Consider the following 17613-nt stretch of genomic DNA (forward strand, 5'->3'; position numbering starts at 1 on the left):
ATCGTCGGGGCCATGGACCTCTCACGGCCCCGACGGGTCACCGACGTCGACGCGCTCAAGGCACTGGCCCACCCGCTGCGGGTGTCGCTGCTCAACCACCTGGTCGCGATCGGTCCGCGCACCGCCAGCGAGTGCGCCGAGGCGGTCGGCTCGTCCGCGTCCAACTGCAGCTGGCACCTGCGGCAGCTGGCGAAGTTCGGCTTCGTCGAGCGCGCCGACGCCGCCGGCGGCCGGGACCGGCCGTGGCGGGCCACGTCCGTCGGCTACGAGGTCGGCGGGTTCGACGACGACCCGGCGGTGCGCGCGCAGCAGGACGCGCTGCTGGTGCTCCAGCTCAACGAGGAGAACCGGCTGGCGCAGCGGTTCCTGGAGCGGCAGCACGCGCTGCCGGGGGAGTGGCTGGCGGCGTCCTCGCTGCACGGCTACTCCGTCAACGTGACCGCCGAGGAGCTGACCGGCCTGCTCGGCGCCATCGACGACCTGCTGCGCCCCTACCTGGTGCCCGTGCGCGAGGGCGCGCCCGAGGGCGCGCTGCCCGTCCACGTCGGCCTGCGGGCGTTCCCGCGGTGACCGGGCCGCTGGGGGTGCCCGCGTTCCGCCGGCTGTGGTCGGCCGGGATCGTCTCCGAGATCGGCGACTGGGTGCTGCTGGTCGCCCTGCCGGTGTACGTCTACCAGCGCACCGGCTCGGCGGCGGCCACCGCCACCACGTTCGTGGTCGCGCTGCTGCCGAGCCTGGCGCTGTCGCCGGTGGCCGGCGTGCTGGCCGACCGCTGGGACCGCCGCCGGCTCCTGGTGGTGGTCGCCCTCGCCCAGGCGGTCACCCTGTTACCGCTGCTGACCGGTGACCTGGTGGTGCTCAACGTGGTCACCGCGGTGCAGTCGGGGCTGGCGGCGCTGGGCCAGCCGGCCGTGAACGCGCTGCTGCCCACCCTCGTGCCCCGGGAGCGGGTGGTCGCGGCCAACGGGCTGGTCAGCCTCGGCAACAACCTCGCCCGCCTGGTCGGCGCGTCCCTGGGCGGCCTGCTGCTCGGGCACGCCGGGGTGTCCGGCGTGGTGCTGGTCGACGCGGTGTCGTTCCTGCTCGCCGCGGCGCTGCTGGCCTCGCTGCCCCGCGACCGGGGCCCGGCGGAGGTGGCCGGGCAGGAGGCCGGGCAGCCGGCCGGGCAGGTGGTGCCGCCCTGGCGGGCCTGGGTGGACGGCCTGCGCGAGCTGCGCGGCCCGCTGCGGCCGCTGCTGGCCGTGGTCGTGCTGACGGCGACCGGTCAGGGCCTGTTCGTGGTGCTGTTCGTCGTGTTCGTGACCGAACGCCTCGGCGGCGGCGCGACGGAGGTGGGCCTGCTGCGCGGCGTGCAGGCGGTCGGCGGCCTGGTCGCGGGCCTGCTGGTGGGCGTGTTGTCCCGCCGGTTCGCCCCCGCCCGGCTGATGGGGGCCTCGCTGCTCGCCTACGCGGTCATCGCGGCCCTGGCCTGGAACGGCCCGCTCCTCACCACCGGGTTCGGCTTCTACCTCGCGGTGTTCGTGGTGGTGGGCGCGCCGAGCGTGCTCATCGGGGTCGGCCTGATGTCGGTGCTCCAGCTGTCGACCGCCGACGAGGTGCGCGGCCGGGTGCTGGCGACCTTCCTCGGCCTCTTCGACGCCTGCCAGGGCATCGGCATGGTGCTGGCGGGCGCGCTGACGCCGCTGCTCGGCCTGGGCGCGCTGCTCAACGTCCAGGCGGGGTTGTCCCTGGTGGCGGGCGCGCTGGTGCTGGCGACGCCCTGGGGAGCGCTGAGGTCCGGACCCGGTGAACGCCCGCCCGACCCCGGCGCGGCTCACATGCCCGTCGGCCCGCGCCCCGGCCCGCGCCCGCGCCGCCGCAGGTAGCGCTCGAACTCGGCGGCGATCACGTCGCCGCTGGCCTCGGTGATCTGGATCTCCGCGTCGCCGCGCTCCTCCAGCGCCCGCACGTAGTTGCGCACGTCCTCGTCCTCGTCGGCCATCTCGCTGACCGTGCGCTCCCACTCCTCGGCCTGCTCCGGCAGCGCCCCGAGCGGGACCTCGACGTCGAGCACCTCCTCCACCCGGTGCAGCAGCGCGAGGGTCGCCTTGGGCGAGGGCGGCTGGGACACGTAGTGCGGCACGGCCGCCCAGAACGAGATCGCGGGCACACCGGCCTGCACGCACAGGTCCTGGAACACGCCCACGATGCCGGTCGGCCCCTCGTACCGGGACCGCTCCAGCCCGTACTTCGAGGCCGCCGCGGCGTCGTAGGCGGTCCCGGTCACCGGCACCGGGCGGGTGTGCGGGGTGTCCATCAGCAGCGCGCCCAGCGTGACCACGGTGGTCACGCCCAGGTCCTCGATGTGGCCCAGCAGCTCGCCGGCGAACTTCCGCCAGCGCATGTTCGGCTCGATGCCGTGCACGAGCACCACGTCGGTCGCCGACCCCGGCGGGCGGCACACCGACAGCCTCGTGGTCGGGAATTCCACCCGCCGGGTGACGCCGTCCACCATGCGGACCGTGGGGCGGGTCACCTGGAAGTCGTAGTAGTCGTCCGGATCGACCTCGGCCAGCGGCGTCGCGTCCCACGTGAGTTGCAGGTGCTCGATCGCCGTGCTGGCGGCGTCGCCAGCGTCGTTCCACCCCTCGAAAGCCGCCACCATGATCGGGTTGGTGAGCGGTTTGCTGGGGTCGAAGGGGGTCTGGGCGGCCTGGTCCGGATCGGTCACCGGGCCAGCCTACGACCACGGGCGCGCACCCGACGCCGTAGGCTGGTCCACGCCGGGTCGTGTCCCGCCGCCGCTTCGGGGCGCGCCCGTGCGTCGTGGCCACCCCACCACCGAGGGTCGGGTAGGCGTCGCGTGGAACCGGGAAGGTCGTGGATGACGGTCGAGGCTGTGCTGTGGGACATGGACGGCACGCTGCTGGACTCGGAGAAGCTGTGGGACGTCCCGCTGTCCGAGTTCGTCGGGAAACTGGGCGGCACGCTGTCGCTGGAGACGCGTCAGCTGCTGGTCGGCACGAGCGTGCCCAGGACGATGGCGATCCTGTTCGCCGAGGTGGGCATCGACGACCCCACCGAGGACGAGGTTCGGGACGGCGCGGCGTGGATCGTCCGCCGCACCGAGGAGGTGTTCCGCGCCGGCCTGCCGTGGCGGCCGGGGGCCCGGGAGGCGCTGCGCGCGGTGCGCGACTCCGGGGTGCCGATGGCGCTGGTCACCTCCACCGAGCGCGGGCTGACCGAGATCGCGCTGGACACCCTGGGGCGCGACCTGTTCGACGTGACGGTGTGCGGTGACGAGGTGGACGGGCTGAACAAGCCGCTGCCCGAGCCCTACCTGAAGGCGGCCCGCCTGCTGGGCGTCGACCCGGCGCGGTGCGTGGCGGTCGAGGACTCCCCGACCGGGGTGGCCTCCGCCGTGGCGGCCGGGTGCACGGTCCTGGTGGTGCCGTGCGACGTGCCGGTGCCGGGGGGCGAGCGCCGCGTGTTCCGCGACTCCCTGGTGGGCGTCGACCTGACGACGCTCGCCCCGCTGCCGGGCAGTTGATCCGGGTGGACCGCTGACCTGGCCGGATCGCCGGCCCGGCTGGGCCGCCGGCCCCGGCTACACCGCCGACAGGCGGTCGGCCCGCCGCACCGCCGGGTCGACCAGCAGGCCGAACACCACGCCGAGACCCAGCCACAGCGTGGCGGTCTCGGCCAGGGACGCCAGCCGGAAGTCCCAGAGCACGCCGCTCGGCATGTCCTCGGGGATGGCGTCCGGCGCGGCCGGGAACAGCAGCAGCACCAGCACCACCGCCGCCACCACGGCCAGCGCGACCGCCGTGGTCCGCAGCGGCGGTGACCAGTGGCCGAGGCGGGAGGCCAGCCAGCTCGCCCCGAACGCGACCAGCAGGCCCGAGGCGATCAGCGCCAGGTAGAGCACCGTGCGGTAGCCGACGGTCTCCGGGTCGCCCACCGCGGGCGGGTTCGCCGGGTACTTCACCGCCGGCAGCAGGGCCGCCGCGCCGAACGCCGCCGCCCCCAGCCACACCGCCCGGCTGAACGGCGACCGGTCGGGGAACCAGCGCCGCGACCCGGCGTAGGCGGTGGCGAACAGCGCGCCCACCGCCACCCCGACGATGACCGCGGCCAGCACGCCGCCGAACACCTGCACGCCCCGGCCGACCAGCTCGCCGTGCTCGTGGCCGCCGGCCCCCGGCTCGACGGGCCGCGCCTCCTCGACGGCCAGCGCGGCGCGGATCGGCACCTCGACCACGACCAGCCCGACCAGGCCCGCGAGCAGGCCGGACACCCCACCGGCGGCGAGCCCGCGCACCAGGTGGTCCCTGTAGGTGAGCACGCCGCCCCGCCTCAGTGGCACGGGACGCCGAGCGCGTGGCGCCCGTCGTGGAAGAACTCGTGGAGCGTCTCGGCGGCGTGGCCGATCGCCGCGCCGTTCTCCTGGAGCACCAGCCAGGTCACGGCCAGCGCGACCAGCGCGACGGCGTAGGCCCACCGGGGGACCTGGACTGGGGCGGACTGCGCGGGGCTCGTCATGACGGGCTCCTCCATGCCTCGTGGAAGGTCAACAGGTGCCGTGGCCGGTCTCCTGACTCCCGGATCGACACCGTCCCCGCGTCTTCCCAGCCGCGCGTGCGGCCAGTGACGTGCTCGGCGGGTTGGCTCCCCGGTCACAGTGGCGAGGACCGCGCCGGATTCGCACCGGCTTCCCGTCCACCACGGCGAAGCGAACATAGAGGTCGCCCGTCCCGCCGCACAACCGGCCGGACGTCTTGTCCGCCGGGTTCACCGCAACGCGCAGTCACCGCACTTGCCGCCGCCGTCGAGCCGGTAGTAGAGGCAGCAGCTGCGCCGCCGGAACGCGACCTCGCCGGGGAACGGGATGAAGTCCCCGCAACCCCGCAGCGGGGGTTCGGCGAACAGCTCCTCGCCCAGCGCGACGCACTCCTCCGCGCTCGCCGCCCCGCCGAGCGCCACGAACCGCAACGCCCCCGCCGCCGACGAGGCCGCGTTGCCCCACAGCAGGCCGGGCGCCACCGGGGCGACCGAGCGCACGGCCTCCACCACCGGCGCCAACGACTCGACGATCCCCACGCCCCCGGCCGGCTCCTTGACCCGGACCCGCAGGCCGTCCGCGTCGTAGCGCCACCAGAGGTTGGCGGGCCGCACGTCCGGCGCCGTCCCGCCGACCGCGCGGGCGGCCACCACCGGGGACAGCAGCCGGGCGGTGTAGCTGAGGAAGAACAGCGAGGCGGCGACGCGCCGTTCGGCGGTGCGGTACCGGGCGGCGATCCGGTCCACGGTGGCGGGCAGGGCGGACCCGTCGAGCAGCGCGGCGCCGTCGTGCCAGCCCTCGTCGGGCCGGCCGACGTCGAGGGCGAAGAACGGGCTGAGGCCGCGGATCTGCCGCAGGGTGGTCAGGACTCGGGAGAACTCGGACACGTGGCCTAGTCTGCCGCCCGTGGACGCGCTGGGGTTGGGACTGTCCCTGGGCCTGGCGGCGAGCATCAGCCCCGGCCCCCTGCTGGTGCTGGTCGTGACGTCGGCGCTGCGGTCCGGCCGGCGGGCGGGCGTGCTGGCCGCGTGCGCGCCGCTGCTGTCGGACGCCGCGGTGGTCGGGGTGACGCTGCTGCTGCTCGGGCGGCTGCCGGAGCGGGCGCTGGGCGTGCTCGGCGTGGTCGGCGCCCTGTTCGTGGTGTGGAGCGGGGTGCGGACGGTGCGGGAGGCGCGCACGGCGTCGCTGGAGCCGGGGGCGTCCGAGTCCACGGCCGCGCCGGGCGTCGCGGCGCTGCGCCGGGCGGTCCTGGTGAACCTGCTCAGCCCCCACCCGTGGGTGGCGTGGGCGACCGCGCTGGGACCGCTGACCGTCACCACGTGGCGGGCGTCGACCGGGGCGGGGGTGGCGTTGCTGGTCGGTTTCTACGCGACCCTGGTGGGTGGGAAGGTGGTGATCGCGCTGGTGGTGGCGCGGGGGCGCCGGCACCTGGGCGACGCGGGTTACCGGCGGGCGCTGACGTTCGCCGGGGTGCTGCTGGGGTTGGCCGGGGTCGCCCTGGGCGTCGAGTTCGCGCCCACCCTGTTCGGGGGCTGAGCGCGGCTACGGCAGGTAGAAGGTCAGCACGTCCGACCGCACCGGCGGGAACAGCGTCCGCATCAGCTCCTCCTCCGGGCCCGGGTACACGTCGGGCTGCCGGGCGGTCAGCCCCTCGATCCCGTGCGGCCCGAACAGCAGCGACGCCACCATGTCCGGCGCCACGCCCGCCCCGCCCGCCGCGCCGGGGGCCTGCATCGTGCCACCGACCGCCACCGGCCCCACCTCGCCGCCCGCGAACGGCACCCGCACGTGCGAGCGGTAGAACGACACCACCGCCTCGCCCTCCTCGCCGGCGAACCGCGCCGACGCCGCCAGCCGCGCCCCGAACACCGGCCGCAGGTGCTCCAGCAGCGCCACCGGGTCGGGGACGCGCACGTAGTAGGAGTTCGCCTCGGCCTTCGCCGGGGCCAGGAACGCCTCCAGCGCCGCGCCCGCGACCGTCCCCGGCCGCTCGGTCACCTCGGTCGCCCCGGTCAGGGCCAGCAGCGCGTGCGCGGCGGCCCCGTCCACCGCGGCCACCTCCGCCAGCCGCACCCCCTCCTCCGGCGGCGTGGTCCGGCCCGAGGCGACCGGCACGCCGTCGCGCTCCACCAGCCACTCGGTGCTGCCGCCGCGCTCCACCAGCCACCGCCACAGCGGGGCGGAGTGCGGCATCCGCAGGTCGAACGGGGCCTGCTCGGCGTCCTGGAACCGGGCGAGGACGGGGATGTCGGCGGCGGTCGCCTCGCGCAGGGTGTGGCCGGCGCCGGCCGGTGTGCCCGTCACGTCCCGGGTGGCGGCGTACGGCACGGCGTAGGTGTAGCCGAACTGCCGGTAGAAGTAGGGGATGCCGAGCATGATGTTCACCAGGTGGCCGCGCGCGGCGGCCCGCTCGTGCGCCCAGCCCATCAGCGCGCGCACCGCGCCCCGGCCCTCGTAGCGCCGGTCGGTCGCCACCAGCTCGACCTGGCCCGCCGGGATCTCCAGCCCGCCGAGCACCAGCGTCTCGTCCAGCAGCGTCGCGGTGGACACCACCAGGTCGCCGTCCACGACGACCGCGCACGCCTCCCAGCCCGCGTCCGGGTCCTCCACCACCAGGCGGTGGTCCACGGCGTCCTCGGGCTCGCCCCGGTCGGCCAGCAGCGCGCCGATCCGCTCCAGGTCCTCCGGGCGTGCGGGCCGCAGCACCAGGCCGTCGCTGAGGGTCATCGCCGCAGTGTCCCGGCGGGTGTCCCGCCGCGCCACGGATTTTCGCCGGCGCGCGGGGCCCGCCGTGGCGCACAATCCCGCCCATGACCTGGCTGCCCGCCGACTTCGCCCACCCCACGCGCGTCGACCTCGACGCCGAGCACCACCTGCGCCCCATCCGGGAATCCGACGTGGACATCGACCACCCGGCCGTCATGGGCTCGCGCGAGCGGCTCTGGTCGCTCTACGGCGAGGCGTGGGGCTGGCCGCCCGCGACGATGACCCGTGAGCAGGACCGCGTGGACCTCGCCCGGCACGAGCGGGAGCAGGACGCGCACGAGTCGTTCAACTACGCCCTGTTCGACGCCGACGAGACCGCGCTGCTCGGGTGCGTCTACATCGACCCGGCCGACGACGCCGACGCGCTGATCTCGTGGTGGGTGGTGGACGAGCACGTCGGCACGGACCTGGAGCGCGCGCTGGACGCGTTCGTGCCCCGGTGGATCGCGCGGGAGTGGCCCTTCGCCGAGCCGCGTTACGGGATCTAGCCCTCGGGCCTGATCAGGGGGTCCTGCCGGTCCGCCGCCGTTCGGGGGATGGGAGGATCCGGACCCGTGAAGACCTTCGACGAGCTGTTCGCCGAGCTGAGCGAACGCGCACGCACCCGCCCTGAGGGCTCCGCCACCGCCGCGGCTCTGGAGGCCGGGGTGCACGCGCAGGGCAAGAAGGTGCTGGAGGAGGCCGGCGAGGTCTGGATCGCCGCGGAGCACGAGTCCGACGAGCGCCTGGCCGAGGAGGTCTCGCAGCTGCTCTACCGCGTCCAGGTGCTGATGCTCGGCCGCGGCCTCACCCTCGAAGACGTCTACAAGCACCTGTGACCCCGGCGGCGCGGTCCGGCCCCGGACCGGTCCCGACCGCCGGGCGCCGCCGCGCCGTCCCCTGATGGGCGGGGTGCTCGCCGGGTTCGTCCCCATCTGGGTGCTCACCGCCGTCGGGTTCGTCGCCGCCCGCACCGACGTGCTCGGCGACCGCGCGGAGTCCGTGCTCGGCCGGTTCGCGTTCTCCCTGGCCATGCCCGCGGTGCTGTTCACCACCCTGCTCGACGGCTCGCCCGCGGACCTGGCCAACCGCGGCGTGCTCGCGTTCGTGATCGGCACGGTCGTGGTCGGGGCGCTGGGGTTCGCGGTGCAGTGGCGGGTGTTCCGGCGGTCGCCGCCGGACCGGGTGCTCGGCGCGATGGCCGGCTCCTACGCCAACGCGGGCAACCTCGGCATCCCGGTCGCGGTCGGCGTGCTGGGCGACTCGTCGTTCGTGGTGGCGGTGCTGCTGTTCCAGCCCGTGGTGGTGATGCCGCTGGTGCTGGCGGCTCTGGAGGTCGGGTCCGGGCGGCGCGGCTCGGTCGCGCGCACCCTGGCCCTGCTGCCGGTGCGCAACCCGCTCATCCTCGGTTCGCTGCTGGGCGTGGCGTGCGCGCTGCTGGACGTGCGGCTGCCGGACCTGGTGCTGGAACCGGTGGCGGCCCTGGGCGCGGCGGCCGTGCCGACCGCGCTGGTGGCGCTCGGCCTGTCGCTGGGCGCGGCCCGCCCACCGCGGCCGGGCGGGCGGGCGGAACTCGGCGCGGTGGTCGCGCTGAAGCTGCTGCTGCACCCGCTGGTGGTGTTCCTCGCGTGCCTGGCGCTCGACGTGACCGGCCCGCTGCGCCTGGCGGCCGTGGTGTGCGCGGCCCTGCCGACCGCGCAGAACGTCTACGTGCTGGCCCGCCGGTACCGGCCGGACCCGGGGCTGCAACGGGACGCGGTGCTGGTGTCCACCGCGGTGTCGATGGTCACGCTGTCGGTCGTGGTGCTGCTGCTGCGGTAGGCGCGTCGCCGCGCGGACGGCGCCGCGGGTCAGTCCGCCCGGTCGAGCGGCGTCTCCGCGCCCGCGTCCGGCTCGGGCCAGCCCGGGTAGGGCGGCGGGGTGCCGTCGAACGCCGGGCACAGCGCCTTGTGGTCGCAGTAGTCGCACATCCGGCTCGGGTTGGGCCGGAAGTCGCCGGAGCGGCCCGCGCGCAGGATGGCGTCCCAGATCGCCTCCAGCGTGCGCTCGAACCGGGCCAGCTCCGCCTCGTCCGGCTGGTAGGCCAGCGCCTGCCGGTCCGCCAGGTACATCAGCCGCAGCTGCCGGGGCACCACGCCGCGCAGCCGCCACAGCACCAGCGCGTAGAACTTCATCTGGAACAGCGCCTTGGCCTCGCCGACCTCGCGCGGCGCGGCGCCGGTCTTGTAGTCGACCACCCGGACCTCGCCGGTCGGCGCCACGTCCACCCGGTCGACGTACCCGCGCAGCAGCACCCCGGACGGCAGCTCCCACTCCACCAGCAGCTCGCGGGCATCCGGGTCGAACCGGCGCGGGTCCTCCAGGCCGAAGTAGCCGTCCAGCAGCCCCTCCGCCGAGGCCAGCCACTCCTCCTGCTCCGGGTCGCCCTCGGCGAACAGCTCCGCGAACTCCGGCCGCTCCGCCCGCACCCGCTCCCACGCGGGCCCCACCAGCTCCCGCGCCCGCTCCGGCACCCGCTCGGCGGCGGGCAGGGCGAACAGGTCCTCCAGCACCGCGTGCACCACCGTGCCGCGCACCTGCGGCCTGGTCGGCTTCTCCGGCAGCCGGTCGACCGCCCGGAACCGGTAGAGCAGCGGGCACTGCTTGAAGTCGCCCGCCCGGGAGGGCGACAACGCGGGCCTGCGGACAGGGCGGTCGGTGGTCGTCGGCGCTGCCATGGCGATGACCATAAGCCACACCCCCGACAAGGACGCCCGCCGCGACGACCTGGCCCGGCGATCAAACAGCTTCACCACACCCCTGCCCCTAGGCTTCGGACGTGACGACAACCGGCAGTTGGCGACGGCAGGTCGGCCGGGACGGCGGGCTGCCGCTGTTCCGCGCGGCCGGTATCCCCGTGCTGCTCGCACCCTCCTGGTGGCTCGGCTCGGCCGCCATCGTCGCGCTCTACGCCCCCATGGTCAGCCGCCTCGTCCCCGGCGCGGACGGCACCACCGGCGTGCTGCTGGCCGCCACCTTCGCGGTCTTCCTGGGACTGTCCGTGCTGGCCCACGAGCTGGGCCACAGCCTGGTCGCGCTCCGCCTCGGCCTGCCCGTCCGCCGCCTGCGCCTGTTCCTGCTCGGCGGCGTGTCGGAGGTCATGCGCACCCCGACCCGCCCCGGCCACGAGGGCGCCATCGCCGTCGCCGGCCCGCTGGTCTCGATCTTCCTGGCGGGGGTGTTCGCCCTGGCCGCCGTCGCGATGCCGGCGCCGGACGCGATCTGGCTGCTGGTCGCCCAGACGGCCTTCGCCAACGCCGCCGTCGCGGTGTTCAACCTGCTCCCGGGGCTGCCGCTGGACGGGGGCCGGATCCTGCGCGCGGGGGTGTGGGCCGTCACGGGGCGCCGGGCCTCGGGCACCAGGGCCGCGGTGGCGGGCGGCGGCGTGGTGGCCGCGCTGCTGGTCGTGTGGGCGGTCTGGGGCGTGCTGGAGGGCAGCGAGGACCGCTGGGTCCGGTTCGGGGTGTGCCTGCTGACCGCCTGGTTCGTGCTGGCGGGCGCCCGCGGCGAGCTGACCGCCGAGCACCGGCGCACCTGGCCGGAGGGGCTGACGCTCACCGAGCTCGTCCGCCCGGTCCTCCAGCTGCCCGCCGAGAGCCCGGTGTCCGGCGCGCTCACCGCGTCCGCGGGCCGGGGCGTGGTCCTGGTCCGCGCGGACGGCGTGGCCGCGGGGCTGCTCGACCGCGAGATGGCCCGCCGCCTGGCCTCGACCTCGCCGCACGCGCCCGCCGAGCAGGCCGCCGTGCCGATCCGGCCGGAGACCGTGCTGCTGGAGAACGAGAGCGGCGACGAGGTGGTCGAGCGCGTGCGGGGCACCGCCGCCTGGGAGTACCTGGTGGTCGACCTGGAGGGCCGCCCGGCGGGCGTGCTGCGCCGCGAGGACCTCAAGGCCGCCCTGGACCGCCGCTGAGGGGACCGCCGCTGATAGGACCGCCGCCGAGGGGACCGCCGCCCGAACCCCCGGCCGGACCGCCGACGGGACCCCCGCCCCGACCGCCGAGCAGCCCGGCGTCCTGCGCCAGGATCGCCGCCTGCACCCGCGACCTCAGGTCCAGCTTCGTCAGCACCCGCGACACGTGCGTCTTCACCGTCGTCTCGCCGATGTGCAGCTTTCGCCCGATCTGGTGATTCGACAGCCCCTCGCCGAGGCACCGCAGCACCTCGACCTCCCGCTCGGTCAGCGCGTCCAACCCGGCCGGCCGGACCCGGGGCGCGGTGGCGGCGAACTCCCGCATCACCCGCCGGGTCACGGCCGGCGCGAGCACCCCGTCCCCGGCCGCGACCCGCCGCACCGCCTCGACCAGCGCGGGCGCCTCCACGGACTTCAGCAGGAACCCCGCCGCGCCCGCCCGCAGCGCGCCGTGCACGTACTCGTCCAGGTCGAACGTGGTCAGCACCAGCACCTCGCACACCCCGGCCAGTTGCCGGGTCGCCTCGATGCCGTCGGTGCCGGGCATCCGGATGTCCATCAGCACCACGTCCGGCCGCAGCGCCCGCGCCAGCCGCACCGCCGCCGCGCCGTCCCCGGCCTCGCCCACCACCTCGACGCCCTCGGCGCCGCCCAGGATCATCACCAGGCCCGCGCGGATCGCCGCGTGGTCGTCGGCCACCAGCACCCGGACGACCGAGCCGGTCACAGCGGCAGCTCCGCCCGCACGACCCACTCGCCGCCCTCCCGGCCGGCCGAGCACCGGCCGCCCACCGCGTGCGCCCGCTCCGCCATGCCCGCCAACCCCGTCCCCGACCCGTCCCCCGACGCGCCGCGCCACTCGGTGCGCACGACCACCACCAACCGCCTGACCTGCCGTTCCAGCGCCACCGACGCCCACGCGCCGGACGCGTGCTTCACCGCGTTGGTCAGCGCCTCCTGCACGATGCGGTAGGCGGCGACGTCCACCGCCGTCGGCAGCCCGGTGACGTCCGCCTCCCGCAACGCCACGTCCAGCCCGCCCGCGCGGGCCGACTCGACCAGCCGCCCGACGTCGACCAGCCGCACCGCCACCGGCTCGTCCACGGGGTCGTCGGCGCGCAGCACGTCGATCATCATCCGCATCTCCGCCAGCGCCCGCACGCTGTTCTCGCGCACCGCCCTGAGCACCGCGCGCGAGGTGCCCGGGTCGCCGTCGCGCAGCGACAGCACCGCCTCGGACTGGATGGCGATCGCGGCCAGGTGCCCGGCCACCACGTCGTGCAGGTCGCGGGCCATCCGGGTGCGCTCGGCGGCGACCGCCGCCCGCCGGTCCAGCTCGACGATCCGGGCCATCTGCTCGGCCCCCTCCCGGTGCCGCCGGACGTTGGTCGCCCACCACACGGGCACCACGAGCAGCGAGAACACCTGCAACCCGGTGTAGAAGGACAGCCGCCAGTCCCCGAGCACCGCCACCACGACGGCGATGCCGACGGTGAGCGCGGCCACCGCCCCGACCAGCACCCGGTGCAGCCGGCGCGGGCCGTGCAGGGCGGCCGTGAACAGCACGTCGACGCACACCACGACCACCGGCATGCTCAGGTCCAGGTAGAGGTCGACCAGGGTGGCCGCGGAGACGACGACCAGCGCCACCACCGGCGCGCTGCGGCGGAACACCTGGCCGGCGCACGCCACCGCCAGGACGGCCACCCGGGCACCGGTCGGGGTCGCCCCGTCCCGCCCGCCCACGACCAGGTCCAGGCCCAGCCGGTAGACCAGCAGCCCCAGGCCGAAGGAGGCCACCGCCACCAGCAGGTCGTGGTGTCTCCGGGGCAGCTCCACCCCGCCATCACAGCACAGCCGCGCGCACCGGGCGTCCTCCGAAGTGATGACCTCCGGTCGGTCGGCCCGACGACGCGCCGGAACCCCTCCGAACAGCACCGTTGCCCCCGTGGTCGATCCGTTGGTGTTCGTGGTGGTGGCGTGCGAGGTCGGGTTCTGGGTCGTGCTGGCCGCCGGGCTGCTGGCCCGGTACGCGCTGCGCGCGCCCCGGCTGGGCGCGGTCCTGCTGGTCTGCACGCCGCTGGTGGACGTGGTGCTGCTGGTGGCGACCGTCCTCGACCTGAGGGCGGGGGGCGAGGCGAAGCCCGCGCACGGGCTCGCCGCGGTCTACCTCGGGGTGAGCGTGGCGTTCGGCCACAGCCTGCTCCGGTGGGCCGACCAGCGGTTCGCGCACCGCTTCGCCGGTGGTCCGCCGCCGGAGGAACCGCCGCGGCGCGGGCCGGCGCGGGTCCGCCACGAGTGGCGCGAGTGGGGGCGGTTCGCCCTCGCCTGGGCCGTCACCTGCGTGGTGGTGCTGCTGCTGGTGGCGGTCGTGGGCGAGCCGGAGCGCACGCGGCCGCTGTGGGACCAGGTGCGGGGCATGACCGTGGTGGGGCTGGTCTGGCTGGTCGGCTGGCCCGTCTACCACACCCTCACCGAGAAGGGGGAGGGGTGAGCGGCGCGGGGGCCGGTGCCGCCGGGAGACCGCGGCGGCCACCGTGCGACCATCGTGCGCTGTTGACGCGCTTTTAGCAGGAGGTTCGCCGCGGTGAGCACCGCCAGTGGTCCGTTCCGGCCGGGAGACCGGGTGCAGTTGACCGACCCGAAGGGACGGCACTACACGATCGTGCTCGAACCGGGCCGGGAGTACCACACCCACCGCGGCGCCCTGCCGCACGACAAGCTGATCGGGCAGCCGGAGGGCTCGGTGGTCGTCTCGGTCGGCGGCACGTCGTTCCTGGCGCTGCGGCCCCTGCTGCCCGACTACGTGCTGTCCATGCCGCGCGGCGCGCAGGTGATCTACCCCAAGGACGCCGCCCAGATCGTCATGTACGGCGACGTGTTCCCGGGCGCCCGGGTGCTGGAGGCCGGCGCCGGGTCCGGGGCGCTGACCTGCTCGTTGTTGCGGGCCGTGGGGGAGAAGGGCTCCGTCACCTCCTACGAGGTGCGCCAGGACCACGCCGACCACGCCGTCCGCAACGTCGAGCAGTTCTTCGGCGAGCGGCCCGGCAACTGGTCGCTGACCGTGGGCGACGTGGTCGACCACACCGGCGAGGTCGACCGGGTGGTGCTCGACATGCTCGCACCGTGGGACGTGCTGCCGACCGTGGCGCGCAGCCTGATCCCGGGCGGCGTGCTCGTGGTCTACGTGGCGACCACGACCCAGCTGTCCAAGGTCACCGAGGCGATCCGGGAGCAGCAGCACTGGACCGAGCCGCACGCCTGGGAGACGCTGGTGCGGCCGTGGCACGTGGTGGGCCTGGCCGTGCGCCCCGAGCACCGGATGATCGCCCACACCGCGTTCCTGCTGACCACCCGCAGGCTCGCCGACGGCGTCACCCCGCCCCGCCCGCAGCGCCGCCCGTCGAAGGGCTGACCGGCGAGGACGGCCCCCCGCGCCGGTTCGGTGCGGGGGGCCGTCGCACGACCGGGGGTCACTTGTCGCAGGCGACCCAGCCCTGATCGGTCTTGCGCAGGTAGAGGGTGTCCTCCTGGTCCTTCATCAGGGCCTTCATCTCCTCGGGCACGTTCTCGTACGTGACCTTCATGGTGGCCTCGGCCGTCGTGTCCGAGGTCTCCTTCACGTCGCCCGCCGTGGCGGTGATCTTGATGTTCTTCGCCGCCTCGATCGACTTCTTGGCGCTCTCCCGCATCTCCGGCGGCAGGCCCTCCAGCTGCTTCTCGATCTCCTCCAGCTGGCTGTTCGCGTCGTAGAGCTTGCGCATGTCGTCGACGTTGTCCTGGTACTCCGGGCACGTCAGCGAGCGCATCTTGTCGAAGTCCTTGTCGGTGAGCGCCGCCGCGAAGCCCTTCGCCGCGTCCTCGGGGGAGCCGTTGCCCCCGCCACCACCGAGGGTGAGGAACAGCACCGCCACGACCGCGATCACCAGCACGCCGCCGCCCGCCAGGACCCACGGCAGGGGGCTCTTCCTGCGCGGTGTGCCGTAGGGGTCGCCGAAACCACCCGGTTGGCCGTAACCGGGCTGGTTGAACTGGCCCGGCTGGCCGTAGGGCTGCTGGCCGTAACCGGGCTGACCGGGCTGACCCGGCTGCCCGGGACCGGGCTGGCCCGGCTGACCGGGCTGCCCCCAGGCGCCCGGCGGGGGGCCGTAGCCGGGCTGCTGCCCACCCTGTGGGAACCCCTGGGGCGGGGGAGGGTACCCGCCGGGCTGCTGGCCGAACCCCGGTTGCGGGCCGAACTGGCCTGGTTGTTGGCCGAACGGCCCCGGCTGCTGACCGTGGGGATCCGGCTGCTGCGGCGGGACGGACATCACTTCTCCTAGAACTTTCCGCTGGTGGCAGTGGACACTGCCCGGACCACGCGAGTGGGTCGTTCGTGTTGGACGCACGGTAGCGGGTGGGCGGTTCCGGCAGACACCGGTATGGAGCAGTCGATCCGGCCGAGCGGGCGGTTGTGTGATCACCCAACACCCGGGAAGGCGCTGGGTGGCGGCTTTTGTCGGTGATCGCCGGTACCGTTGTCGTACGAACACGGGAGGAGGGTGCCGACATGCAGCACGGTCATCCCGGCAGCCAGCCCGATGAGGGTGGCGAGCTGAACACGGGCAACAACTCTGGTGAGCTGACTGCGCAGATCCGGTTCCTCGAGGACGAGATCGCGTTGCTGCGCCGCAAGTTGACGGAATCCCCACGACACGTCCGCCTGCTGGAGCAGCGGTTGGCAGAGGCCACGGAGCGCGTCAGCCAACTGACCGAGCGCAACACGAAGCTCATCGACACCCTTCGGGAAGCGCGGGGCCAGCTGCTGGCGCTGCGCGAGGAAGTGGACCGCCTCGCCCAGCCGCCCAGCGGCTACGGCGTGTTCCTGGCGCGGTTCGACGACGGAACGGTGGACGTGTTCACCTCCGGTCGTCGGATGCGCGTCTCCGTGTCGCCCGCGGTCGACACGTCGTCCCTGGTCCTGGGCCAGTCGGTGCGCCTGAACGAGGCGTTGACCGTGGTCGAGGGCGGCGGCTTCGAGCGCACCGGCGAGGTCTGCACGCTGCGCGAGGTCCTGGAGTCCGGCGAGGAGGACACCTCGATCGGCCGGGCCCTGGTCGTGGGCCACGCCGACGAGGAGCGGGTGGTCTGGCTCGCCCAGCCGCTGATGGACGCGCCGCTCAAGTCGGGCGACTCGCTGCTGGTCGACTCCAAGGCCGGGTTCGCCTACGAGCGGGTCCCCAAGGCCGAGGTCGAGGACCTGGTGCTGGAGGAGGTGCCCGACGTCAAGTACGAGGACATCGGCGGCCTGTTCCGGCAGATCGAGCAGATCCGCGACGCCGTGGAGCTGCCCTTCCTGCACGCCGACCTCTTCCGCGAGTACAAGCTGCGCCCGCCCAAGGGCGTGCTGCTCTACGGCCCTCCCGGCTGCGGCAAGACGCTCATCGCCAAGGCGGTGGCCAACTCCCTGGCCAAGCAGGTCAGCCGCGCGCGTGGCGAGGACCACCGCGAGGCCAAGAGCTACTTCCTCAACATCAAGGGCCCCGAGCTGCTCAACAAGTTCGTCGGCGAGACCGAGCGGCACATCCGCCTGATCTTCCAGCGGGCCCGCGAGAAGGCGTCCGAGGGCACCCCGGTGATCGTGTTCTTCGACGAGATGGACTCGATCTTCCGCACCCGCGGCAGCGGCGTGTCCTCCGACGTGGAGACCACGATCGTGCCCCAGCTCCTCAGCGAGATCGACGGCGTCGAGGGCCTGGAGAACGTGATCGTGATCGGCGCCTCCAACCGTGAGGACATGATCGACCCGGCCATCCTGCGCCCCGGCCGGCTCGACGTGAAGATCAAGATCGAGCGCCCGGACGCCGAGGGCGCGAAGGACATCTTCAACAAGTACCTCACGCCCGACCTGCCGATCCACGCCGACGACCTCGCGGAGTTCGGCGGCGACCCGTCGGCCTGCATCGAGGGCATGGTGCAGCACACGGTCGAGCGGATGTACGAGGAGTCCGAGGAGAACCGGTTCCTGGAGGTCACCTACGCCAACGGTGACAAGGAGGTCCTGTACTTCCGGGACTTCAACTCCGGCGCCATGATCCAGAACATCGTCGACCGCGCCAAGAAGGCGGCCATCAAGAGCCTGCTGGACACCAAGCAGCCGGGTCTGTCGGTGCGCCACCTGCTCGACGCGATCGTGGACGAGTTCGCGGAGAACGAGGATCTGCCCAACACGACCAACCCGGACGACTGGGCGCGGATCTCGGGCAAGAAGGGCGAGCGGATCGTCTACATCCGCACGCTGGTCACCGGCAAGAACCAGGAGTCGGGCCGGGCCATCGACACGGCCACGAACACCGGTCAGTACCTGTAGCAAGGGCGGCGCCCCGCGTCACGGGGAGCG

At 74.5% G+C, this 17613-nt stretch carries 20 protein-coding genes, 1 pseudogene and 1 riboswitch; of the genes and pseudogenes, 12 read left to right on the forward strand and 9 right to left on the reverse strand.

Annotated features, from left to right (window positions below; all coding sequences use genetic code 11):
- The first annotated feature begins 12 nt into the window (after positions 1 to 12).
- Positions 13 to 570, forward strand: a complete 558-nt coding sequence (locus tag ACFP3R_RS06360; protein ID WP_380633731.1) for an ArsR/SmtB family transcription factor — start codon at positions 13 to 15, stop codon at positions 568 to 570.
- Complete coding sequence (locus ACFP3R_RS06365) at positions 567 to 1865, forward strand: MFS transporter (protein WP_380633733.1); 1299 nt, start codon at positions 567 to 569, stop codon at positions 1863 to 1865. The genes ACFP3R_RS06360 and ACFP3R_RS06365 overlap by 4 nt, the downstream gene beginning before the upstream one ends.
- Here ACFP3R_RS06365 and ACFP3R_RS06370 read toward each other — a convergent pair.
- The gene (locus tag ACFP3R_RS06370; protein WP_380633735.1) at positions 1814 to 2710 is read right to left on the reverse strand and encodes a PAC2 family protein; all 897 of its coding nucleotides are present in this window, start codon (positions 2708 to 2710) and stop codon (positions 1814 to 1816) included. The two genes, ACFP3R_RS06365 and ACFP3R_RS06370, sit on opposite strands and share 52 nt — an antisense overlap.
- Positions 2711 to 2863: 153 nt before the next feature.
- Between ACFP3R_RS06370 and ACFP3R_RS06375 the strand changes: the two genes are divergently transcribed.
- Positions 2864 to 3529, forward strand: coding sequence for an HAD family hydrolase (locus ACFP3R_RS06375; RefSeq protein ID WP_380633737.1), 666 nt, complete (start codon positions 2864 to 2866; stop codon positions 3527 to 3529).
- Positions 3530 to 3586: 57 nt separating this feature from the next.
- Here ACFP3R_RS06375 and ACFP3R_RS06380 read toward each other — a convergent pair whose 3' ends face one another.
- The 3 genes from ACFP3R_RS06380 to ACFP3R_RS06390 all read right to left on the reverse strand — a co-directional run bounded on the left by ACFP3R_RS06380 (position 3587) and on the right by ACFP3R_RS06390 (position 5427).
- A complete protein-coding gene (locus ACFP3R_RS06380) occupies positions 3587 to 4324 on the reverse strand; it encodes a CbtA family protein (RefSeq protein ID WP_380633739.1) in 738 nt (245 codons plus the stop codon).
- Between the two features lie 11 nt (positions 4325 to 4335).
- On the reverse strand, positions 4336 to 4521 hold the full coding sequence (locus ACFP3R_RS06385; RefSeq protein ID WP_380633741.1) for a CbtB-domain containing protein: 186 nt from the start codon (positions 4519 to 4521) through the stop codon (positions 4336 to 4338).
- Positions 4522 to 4546: 25 nt separating this feature from the next.
- Positions 4547 to 4721, reverse strand: a riboswitch (cobalamin riboswitch).
- A gap of 49 nt (positions 4722 to 4770) precedes the next feature.
- Entirely contained in the window at positions 4771 to 5427 is a 657-nt protein-coding gene (locus tag ACFP3R_RS06390; protein WP_380633742.1) for a (2Fe-2S)-binding protein, read from the reverse strand.
- Between the two features lie 19 nt (positions 5428 to 5446).
- Between ACFP3R_RS06390 and ACFP3R_RS06395 the strand changes: the two genes are divergently transcribed.
- The gene (locus ACFP3R_RS06395) at positions 5447 to 6076 is read left to right on the forward strand and encodes a LysE family translocator (RefSeq protein WP_380633744.1); all 630 of its coding nucleotides are present in this window, start codon (positions 5447 to 5449) and stop codon (positions 6074 to 6076) included.
- A gap of 6 nt (positions 6077 to 6082) precedes the next feature.
- Here ACFP3R_RS06395 and ACFP3R_RS06400 read toward each other — a convergent pair whose 3' ends face one another.
- Positions 6083 to 7267 carry a GNAT family N-acetyltransferase gene (locus ACFP3R_RS06400; protein WP_380633746.1) on the reverse strand — a complete coding sequence of 395 codons (1185 nt, stop codon included), beginning with the start codon at positions 7265 to 7267 and terminating at the stop codon, positions 6083 to 6085.
- An 83-nt stretch (positions 7268 to 7350) separates the two neighbouring features.
- Between ACFP3R_RS06400 and ACFP3R_RS06405 the strand changes: the two genes are divergently transcribed.
- From ACFP3R_RS06405 to ACFP3R_RS06415, 3 genes are all read left to right on the forward strand, one after another.
- On the forward strand, positions 7351 to 7794 hold the full coding sequence (locus ACFP3R_RS06405) for a GNAT family N-acetyltransferase (RefSeq protein WP_380633747.1): 444 nt from the start codon (positions 7351 to 7353) through the stop codon (positions 7792 to 7794).
- Between the two features lie 66 nt (positions 7795 to 7860).
- Positions 7861 to 8124: a phosphoribosyl-ATP diphosphatase gene (locus ACFP3R_RS06410; protein ID WP_033434999.1), complete on the forward strand. Its 264-nt coding sequence runs from the start codon at positions 7861 to 7863 to the stop codon at positions 8122 to 8124.
- Positions 8125 to 8188: 64 nt separating this feature from the next.
- Positions 8189 to 9106, forward strand: coding sequence for an AEC family transporter (locus ACFP3R_RS06415; RefSeq protein ID WP_380633748.1), 918 nt, complete (start codon positions 8189 to 8191; stop codon positions 9104 to 9106).
- Positions 9107 to 9135: 29 nt separating this feature from the next.
- Here ACFP3R_RS06415 and ACFP3R_RS06420 read toward each other — a convergent pair whose 3' ends face one another.
- Complete coding sequence (locus ACFP3R_RS06420; RefSeq protein WP_380633749.1) at positions 9136 to 10014, reverse strand: RecB family exonuclease; 879 nt, start codon at positions 10012 to 10014, stop codon at positions 9136 to 9138.
- An 89-nt stretch (positions 10015 to 10103) separates the two neighbouring features.
- On the opposite strand from ACFP3R_RS06420, the gene ACFP3R_RS06425 reads away from it, so the two are divergent.
- A complete protein-coding gene (locus ACFP3R_RS06425) occupies positions 10104 to 11234 on the forward strand; it encodes a site-2 protease family protein (protein ID WP_380633751.1) in 1131 nt (376 codons plus the stop codon).
- 88 nt (positions 11235 to 11322) lie between these two features.
- Here ACFP3R_RS06425 and ACFP3R_RS06430 read toward each other — a convergent pair.
- A pseudogene (locus tag ACFP3R_RS06430) lies at positions 11323 to 11961 on the reverse strand (response regulator); the annotation flags it as partial.
- A complete protein-coding gene (locus tag ACFP3R_RS06435) occupies positions 11958 to 13073 on the reverse strand; it encodes a sensor histidine kinase (RefSeq protein WP_380633753.1) in 1116 nt (371 codons plus the stop codon). The pseudogene ACFP3R_RS06430 and the gene ACFP3R_RS06435, both read right to left, overlap by 4 nt.
- Before the next feature lie 109 nt (positions 13074 to 13182).
- Between ACFP3R_RS06435 and ACFP3R_RS06440 the strand changes: the two genes are divergently transcribed.
- Both ACFP3R_RS06440 and ACFP3R_RS06445 read left to right on the forward strand, forming a co-directional pair.
- Positions 13183 to 13728 (forward strand): hypothetical protein, encoded by a 546-nt coding sequence (locus ACFP3R_RS06440; protein ID WP_380633754.1) that lies wholly within the window; start codon positions 13183 to 13185, stop codon positions 13726 to 13728.
- 93 nt (positions 13729 to 13821) lie between these two features.
- Positions 13822 to 14649 (forward strand): tRNA (adenine-N1)-methyltransferase, encoded by an 828-nt coding sequence (locus ACFP3R_RS06445; RefSeq protein ID WP_380633756.1) that lies wholly within the window; start codon positions 13822 to 13824, stop codon positions 14647 to 14649.
- 58 nt (positions 14650 to 14707) lie between these two features.
- Here ACFP3R_RS06445 and ACFP3R_RS06450 read toward each other — a convergent pair whose 3' ends face one another.
- A complete protein-coding gene (locus tag ACFP3R_RS06450; protein WP_380633758.1) occupies positions 14708 to 15166 on the reverse strand; it encodes a hypothetical protein in 459 nt (152 codons plus the stop codon).
- Between the two features lie 75 nt (positions 15167 to 15241).
- On the opposite strand from ACFP3R_RS06450, the gene ACFP3R_RS06455 reads away from it, so the two are divergent.
- Both ACFP3R_RS06455 and arc read left to right on the forward strand, forming a co-directional pair.
- Positions 15242 to 15556 carry a hypothetical protein gene (locus tag ACFP3R_RS06455; protein ID WP_380633759.1) on the forward strand — a complete coding sequence of 105 codons (315 nt, stop codon included), beginning with the start codon at positions 15242 to 15244 and terminating at the stop codon, positions 15554 to 15556.
- A gap of 227 nt (positions 15557 to 15783) precedes the next feature.
- Complete coding sequence (gene arc, locus ACFP3R_RS06460; RefSeq protein WP_380633761.1) at positions 15784 to 17583, forward strand: proteasome ATPase; 1800 nt, start codon at positions 15784 to 15786, stop codon at positions 17581 to 17583.
- The last annotated feature ends 30 nt before the right edge of the window (positions 17584 to 17613 follow it).

This window comes from Saccharothrix lopnurensis (assembly GCF_042658445.1).
GTDB classification, from domain to species: domain Bacteria; phylum Actinomycetota; class Actinomycetes; order Mycobacteriales; family Pseudonocardiaceae; genus Actinosynnema; species Actinosynnema lopnurensis.

Excerpts from the sequence above, each read along its gene's own strand:
- ACFP3R_RS06360 (WP_380633731.1), top strand. The coding sequence starts at position 13 with ATGGACCTCTCACGGCCCCGACGGGTCACCGACGTCGACGCGCTCAAG.
- ACFP3R_RS06385 (WP_380633741.1), bottom strand. The coding sequence starts at position 4,521 with ATGACGAGCCCCGCGCAGTCCGCCCCAGTCCAGGTCCCCCGGTGGGCC.
- ACFP3R_RS06405 (WP_380633747.1), top strand. The coding sequence starts at position 7,351 with ATGACCTGGCTGCCCGCCGACTTCGCCCACCCCACGCGCGTCGACCTC.
- ACFP3R_RS06375 (WP_380633737.1), top strand. The coding sequence starts at position 2,864 with ATGACGGTCGAGGCTGTGCTGTGGGACATGGACGGCACGCTGCTGGAC.
- ACFP3R_RS06400 (WP_380633746.1), bottom strand. The coding sequence starts at position 7,267 with ATGACCCTCAGCGACGGCCTGGTGCTGCGGCCCGCACGCCCGGAGGAC.
- ACFP3R_RS06415 (WP_380633748.1), top strand. The coding sequence starts at position 8,189 with ATGGGCGGGGTGCTCGCCGGGTTCGTCCCCATCTGGGTGCTCACCGCC.
- arc (WP_380633761.1), top strand. The coding sequence starts at position 15,784 with ATGCAGCACGGTCATCCCGGCAGCCAGCCCGATGAGGGTGGCGAGCTG.
- ACFP3R_RS06420 (WP_380633749.1), bottom strand. The coding sequence starts at position 10,014 with ATGGTCATCGCCATGGCAGCGCCGACGACCACCGACCGCCCTGTCCGC.